Here is a 5042-nt window from a genome sequence, read left to right as displayed (position 1 = left end):
TTACACACAGGCATATGCCGATAGAGTTGGTCATGATTATGCAAAATATAGAGCACAAGAAATGTTCGGTGAAGATGATTTTTGGGAATTTGAAAGCGCTAGGTATTTATAATAAACGCTTGCATTAACCTATCAACATGCTACCATAGCGTAAATTTAAAATAATTATAAAAGGTGAAATGAAATGAACGTAGACAAATACAAAAACACAATTAGCTACCCAATGCACCCAGCAAAGATATGTGATTGTGGTCAGCCATTTGGCGGCAATATAGCGCCTAACTTTTGTGGTAGTTGCGGATCACCATTAAAGGATGAATATAACGCTAAGATTGAGCAATACAAGGAATTAAAGAAACAATACAATGAAGAAGATAATCGATTATTAGCATTATTCAAAGTTGACGCACTAGAAGTATGCGGATTAACTAATCATCCTAAAGCTGATAAAGCTTATAGATTGGCTTGGTACAATGGTACTAGTGACGGACTAATGCAAGTTTATTATGAACTTGAAGAATTGGCGGAGTTATTGTTATGATAGCAAAAGATATTGTTATCGGTGAATTTTACAGGTTTAAAGACCATCCTAACTATAGCTATGCTAAAGCTATAAAAGTTTTGCCACCAAAAAAAGGCGAAAATACAAACAATTATATTGTTGTAAAGTGCGAGCATGTTGTGAATAAAGATGATTATTTTGGTTTTGTTAGGCATTTTAAACCTGTTGATTTAGTTAGGTGCGAATAATTAACACCTTCCAATTCTCCACCAATCCAAAAGAGTGCGCTCAGTGGCATTGTGATAAGCACACGATCAAGCAAATTTTGGAGTACGCACAATTATTATCAACCGCACATCGTGTTTTAGACGGTGATAGCGTGCAATCTTATCGCAATTACTTCAACGGCTCAAAACAGCACCTTGCAGCGGGGAAAAATAGATATGTGCCGGAGTGGTATTTTGCACAATAAACACTTGCATTAAATAAAAACAAAGCGCACAATGCGTAAAACTTAACTAATAAATGAAAAAGGTGAATGAATATGAAATTAAAACTATATTTAGTAAAACAAAAGAATGAAGTAAGTTACGACTGCTATGATGCTTTTGTAATATCTTGTAAATCAGAAGAAGATGCAATAAATTACAATCCTGGTGGAGATGAGTGGAATTTTAATGATATTGAAGTTACCTTTTTAGGTAATGCAACAAAAGGAGTTAAAGAAGGTATTGTTTTAGATTCATTTCGAGCGGGATAGTTATTTATGAAACACAAAGCCTACATATACAACCGCGAAAGAATGTCATTAGTAGCTGTCGTACATTATGATAATCACGTTGACGAGGCTATAGAGATATTAAACCGTCTATATCGCGATACTAACAAATACGGCATTACAGACGATGAGAAATTAGCCAAGCAGGACGGCAGATCGCCTCATCTTTATGCGGGGATTGATTGATTATGAAAATTGAAGGATTTGGAAATACAAAAGAACAAGCTGAATTTGATCTCGAATTCGAACGCAAAAAACTTCCAAGTAATATAAAGCTTGAAGATGTTAAGTGTTACGGTAATTTTGAGATTGGCTACAAAATAATACAAGAATATAAAATCATTGATGAATAAAAATGTCAAACATGAGCTATTGCAGATTTGAGTATATATATCATGACTTGATGACTTGTTATGAGAATATGTATAATATTTATAGTTACAAAGAAAAGGATGCTAGAGAAGAATTGATTAAATTATGTGTTGATATTGCGATTGATTATGGATATGAGGTAGGCGTTGTGGAGATTGTTACAAAATGATAATTAACACTTGCATAAATACATAACCAATGCGACAATAAGGCGTGTTTTTAATAAATGAATAGGACTAAGAAAATGATAGAAATAATTGAAAAATCAAATATCCATAAAGGTAAAAAGTACATTACCGGAGAATCATACGGAGATACATACTTTGTACCTGTAGTTGATGGCGTTGAACTAAGTTACATGGCTGAAACGTGGGAAATGGCTATGCTTATTGGACTTGGTAGGAAGCTTGACGGAATTAATACAAGATTCCCGGAATACGCTGGTAGAATGCTGGGTATTAAATCAGCTTGGACTGAGTAATGGAAAAGAATATGCAAAATTTACCAAGCGAACAAAATGAACTATATATCGACTACGACGCTATTTTATGGGCTTATTATAAACTAGTAGCGTTTGGACTAGGTAGTAGTGATAATATTGACACATGGATGATGATGGATAGGCTTAATTTAATGTTATTTATGAAAGGTAATAATGAATAACACATCAATGGAATTAATCGAACAATTAAACGCAGCGCTAACGCACATTGCAACTCACGTTGGCGCTACTTGTTGTGGTGTTGATGTTGACGACAATGATCTAGGACACACAGCAACATCTATTATTACTAAGATTAATGATATTATTAACGAACGTGATTTTTTAAAAATAGCATTGGACACATCCATTGAACAAAGCGATTATTTTGAAAATGAACGCGATAAATTGCAATTGATATTGGATAAATACAACATAATAAAGGAGTTAAGTTATAAATGAACCACTTTTGGTACAGCGAAAAACAAGCAAAGCATTTTTCATCGAATAATAAAATGCCACTACATCTTGGAACCATGCCATTTTTTAAGCGCCATTACGCCTTAATCAATGGCATAGCAACACTTTATACAGAAATGAACGCAACAGACAAAAAACAGCGCTTATTTTATGAGGATAGTGTATATTTAGGCGCAGGTATTTATTCGCATAGTGATGGGGTTTGGTGATAATGCCAATATATAAACCCAATGGTACAAAACAGCAATATCTAGATAGATTGAAAGATTGGCAAGATGAGTTATCAACCAATAAACACGGCATGCAAGAATATGCCGAACAAGTTATTTTATTATGCAAAGACCAGATAGATTATTATTGGCCTGAATTATTAAATTAGAAAATAAATGAATAAAGAAGAAAGCAAAGTTAAAAAAGAACGCGGCAGACCGACAAAAGATACGGTAGCTGTACCTATCCGCCTAGAACGATGGTTAGATGCAAAAGTACGGGCAGATGGTAAGCCTAGCGTTGTGATTGATAAGGCGTTGCGTTTATATTATGGGGTTGATGATGTTTGATTTTATTAAAAAATATAGCATATACGCAGTTATTGGCGCATTATTAGCATATAGCAAATTGTCTATTACAGATTTTACTTATTGGTTATGGTTTATACCTATCTTGATATTAATTGATGTTAGGTGCTCAGTAATTATAAAGGATATTAAAAATGAAAACATTTAATGAATGGTTTGAAGAAAAATATGGCAAGGTTGACAATATCATGTCATTTACAAAATTAATTGCTTATGAAATATGGCAATCCGCCCAAGAAGTTCAGCGGGATAGTGATGCCAATATTGCTTGGTGTTTTGATAATGATTTAATTGCTGATAAAATACGCAATAATAAGAATAAGGCAGTGTGATGTGAAAGAATGTAAGCATACAAATACATACAAGCCTAATTCTTTTTTATTTAATATTAAAGTAAAGTGTAAAGATTGTGGATTTGTTTTTTATTTACCAAGGGTAAAGCATAGATGAGACTACTACTACCACCTAACGCAACGGTTAAAATTAAAACGCTATGAATTTAAAAGAAGCAAAAGACTATACAATATTGGTATTAACATTGTTATGTTATTATTCAATGTTAGTATTAATTTTTAACTATACCTATAATAATTCAACACTAGGGCGAGACGACTCAGACCAACAAGAATATGGAAGCAAGCGAAGCGGATTAATCATTAAAACGGACTATAAAACAGGTTGCCAGTTTTATGAATCTAAAAACGGCACATTAACACCGCGATTAGATGGTAATTTTAATCATTTGGGGTGTAAATAAATGACAAATTTATTAGAAGAAACAAAAGAAGCAATAAAAGATTCAGGACATAAAATAAAAGATATTATTTTTATTGGTTCTGAAGAAACAGGTCATCAATGTACATGGAATGAGTTCTTAAAAATTGCAGACATTCAATATGATAGTGGTTTTGGCGGTCAAGAAATAGCAGAGGATTTAATTATTGTTTTTTCTGACGGATCTAAAATGTGGAGAGGTGAATATGATGGTTCTGAGTGGTGGAACTATTCAACGCCATTTAAAATGCCAAAAGAAAAACTATCTATTAAAAAATTAACCGGAGGATATTGTAATCAATTAAAAGGAATGAATAAGTAAAATTGTAAATTTTAATTCAACTACAATCGGCCATTGCTTTTAGCATGATCCGGTTTTTTATTGTGTGCTTATTGTAATTATTGTATATAATTGCATTTTTTACTTGACTTATGATATAGTGTATGTATTACATATAATAGGCTTATCATAATGTCAATCAATACACCATCAAAAAGATATTTAGAACTAGAAGAAGAACGGGAATTATCAAGGGCTTTAATGGGCGGAACTAAAGCCATGCAAGCGGAGGCGAAGGATTTTATGCCCAAACATCCGGCAGAAGAAGAAGAAAATTATCAAGTCAGGCTAAAATCAACCACGCTATACGGCGCATACAAAAATACAATAATGAAAATGGCCGGTAAGGTTTTTTCTAAGCCGGTCACAATTAATACAGATATTCCAAAGCAAATAGTCGCAATACTGGATAATATCGACGGCCAAGGGCGTAATATTACCTCGTTTTTGTTTGATGTTTTTGTTAAAGGGATATCAGATGGGATTAGTTTTATATTTGTTGATTATACAGCTATAAAGCATACAGAAGATAATGACCATATACTAACGGCACTTGATGTTAAAAACATGGGAGCACGTTCAACCGCTATTTTATATGATTCGTCGCAAGTAATTGATTGGAAAAGCGAAAATATAGGCGGTGTGCAGACACTAACATGTGTTAGAATTAAGGAATGTGTGAGAGATGATGATATTGAAGATGAATGGGGAGAAACCATAGTCGATCAAATTAGAGT

Annotated in this window: 14 protein-coding genes; all 14 read left to right on the top strand. The window is 33.2% G+C overall.

What is annotated here, in order from left to right:
• Nucleotides 1–184 precede the first annotated feature (184 nt).
• Nucleotides 185–541 (top strand): hypothetical protein, encoded by a 357-nt coding sequence (locus WC707_07095; protein ID MFA6066921.1) that lies wholly within the window; start codon nt 185–187, stop codon nt 539–541.
• On the top strand, nt 538–750 hold the full coding sequence (locus WC707_07090) for a hypothetical protein (GenBank protein ID MFA6066920.1): 213 nt from the start codon (nt 538–540) through the stop codon (nt 748–750). The genes WC707_07095 and WC707_07090 overlap by 4 nt, the downstream gene beginning before the upstream one ends.
• Before the next feature lie 296 nt (nt 751–1046).
• Complete coding sequence (locus WC707_07085; protein MFA6066919.1) at nt 1047–1262, top strand: hypothetical protein; 216 nt, start codon at nt 1047–1049, stop codon at nt 1260–1262.
• 42 nt (nt 1263–1304) lie between these two features.
• Complete coding sequence (locus tag WC707_07080; GenBank protein ID MFA6066918.1) at nt 1305–1466, top strand: hypothetical protein; 162 nt, start codon at nt 1305–1307, stop codon at nt 1464–1466.
• A gap of 2 nt (nt 1467–1468) precedes the next feature.
• Nucleotides 1469–1633 (top strand): hypothetical protein, encoded by a 165-nt coding sequence (locus tag WC707_07075; protein MFA6066917.1) that lies wholly within the window; start codon nt 1469–1471, stop codon nt 1631–1633.
• A gap of 263 nt (nt 1634–1896) precedes the next feature.
• A complete protein-coding gene (locus WC707_07070; GenBank protein ID MFA6066916.1) occupies nt 1897–2133 on the top strand; it encodes a hypothetical protein in 237 nt (78 codons plus the stop codon).
• A gap of 174 nt (nt 2134–2307) precedes the next feature.
• Entirely contained in the window at nt 2308–2595 is a 288-nt protein-coding gene (locus tag WC707_07065) for a hypothetical protein (protein MFA6066915.1), read from the top strand.
• Nucleotides 2592–2822: a hypothetical protein gene (locus tag WC707_07060; protein MFA6066914.1), complete on the top strand. Its 231-nt coding sequence runs from the start codon at nt 2592–2594 to the stop codon at nt 2820–2822. The genes WC707_07065 and WC707_07060 overlap by 4 nt, the downstream gene beginning before the upstream one ends.
• Nucleotides 2823–2824: 2 nt before the next feature.
• Nucleotides 2825–2992: a hypothetical protein gene (locus WC707_07055; protein ID MFA6066913.1), complete on the top strand. Its 168-nt coding sequence runs from the start codon at nt 2825–2827 to the stop codon at nt 2990–2992.
• A 7-nt stretch (nt 2993–2999) separates the two neighbouring features.
• Nucleotides 3000–3173: a hypothetical protein gene (locus WC707_07050; GenBank protein MFA6066912.1), complete on the top strand. Its 174-nt coding sequence runs from the start codon at nt 3000–3002 to the stop codon at nt 3171–3173.
• Nucleotides 3174–3325: 152 nt separating this feature from the next.
• Complete coding sequence (locus WC707_07045; protein MFA6066911.1) at nt 3326–3523, top strand: hypothetical protein; 198 nt, start codon at nt 3326–3328, stop codon at nt 3521–3523.
• Nucleotides 3524–3684: 161 nt separating this feature from the next.
• Nucleotides 3685–3948: a hypothetical protein gene (locus WC707_07040; GenBank protein ID MFA6066910.1), complete on the top strand. Its 264-nt coding sequence runs from the start codon at nt 3685–3687 to the stop codon at nt 3946–3948.
• On the top strand, nt 3949–4287 hold the full coding sequence (locus tag WC707_07035; protein ID MFA6066909.1) for a hypothetical protein: 339 nt from the start codon (nt 3949–3951) through the stop codon (nt 4285–4287).
• Between the two features lie 150 nt (nt 4288–4437).
• A partial coding sequence (locus WC707_07030; GenBank protein ID MFA6066908.1) for a hypothetical protein occupies nt 4438–5042 on the top strand: 605 nt, incomplete at its 3' end.

Source organism: Candidatus Babeliaceae bacterium (genome assembly GCA_041660765.1).
GTDB lineage: Bacteria > Babelota > Babeliae > Babelales > Babelaceae > JBAZVR01.
Note: the sequence above shows the minus strand (reverse complement) of the source record. Positions and strands in the feature narration are given on the sequence as shown.

Excerpts from the sequence above, each read along its gene's own strand:
- WC707_07095 (MFA6066921.1), top strand. The coding sequence starts at position 185 with ATGAACGTAGACAAATACAAAAACACAATTAGCTACCCAATGCACCCA.
- WC707_07090 (MFA6066920.1), top strand. The coding sequence starts at position 538 with ATGATAGCAAAAGATATTGTTATCGGTGAATTTTACAGGTTTAAAGAC.
- WC707_07085 (MFA6066919.1), top strand. The coding sequence starts at position 1,047 with ATGAAATTAAAACTATATTTAGTAAAACAAAAGAATGAAGTAAGTTAC.
- WC707_07080 (MFA6066918.1), top strand. The coding sequence starts at position 1,305 with ATGTCATTAGTAGCTGTCGTACATTATGATAATCACGTTGACGAGGCT.
- WC707_07075 (MFA6066917.1), top strand. The coding sequence starts at position 1,469 with ATGAAAATTGAAGGATTTGGAAATACAAAAGAACAAGCTGAATTTGAT.
- WC707_07070 (MFA6066916.1), top strand. The coding sequence starts at position 1,897 with ATGATAGAAATAATTGAAAAATCAAATATCCATAAAGGTAAAAAGTAC.
- WC707_07065 (MFA6066915.1), top strand. The coding sequence starts at position 2,308 with ATGAATAACACATCAATGGAATTAATCGAACAATTAAACGCAGCGCTA.
- WC707_07060 (MFA6066914.1), top strand. The coding sequence starts at position 2,592 with ATGAACCACTTTTGGTACAGCGAAAAACAAGCAAAGCATTTTTCATCG.
- WC707_07055 (MFA6066913.1), top strand. The coding sequence starts at position 2,825 with ATGCCAATATATAAACCCAATGGTACAAAACAGCAATATCTAGATAGA.
- WC707_07050 (MFA6066912.1), top strand. The coding sequence starts at position 3,000 with ATGAATAAAGAAGAAAGCAAAGTTAAAAAAGAACGCGGCAGACCGACA.
- WC707_07045 (MFA6066911.1), top strand. The coding sequence starts at position 3,326 with ATGAAAACATTTAATGAATGGTTTGAAGAAAAATATGGCAAGGTTGAC.
- WC707_07040 (MFA6066910.1), top strand. The coding sequence starts at position 3,685 with ATGAATTTAAAAGAAGCAAAAGACTATACAATATTGGTATTAACATTG.
- WC707_07035 (MFA6066909.1), top strand. The coding sequence starts at position 3,949 with ATGACAAATTTATTAGAAGAAACAAAAGAAGCAATAAAAGATTCAGGA.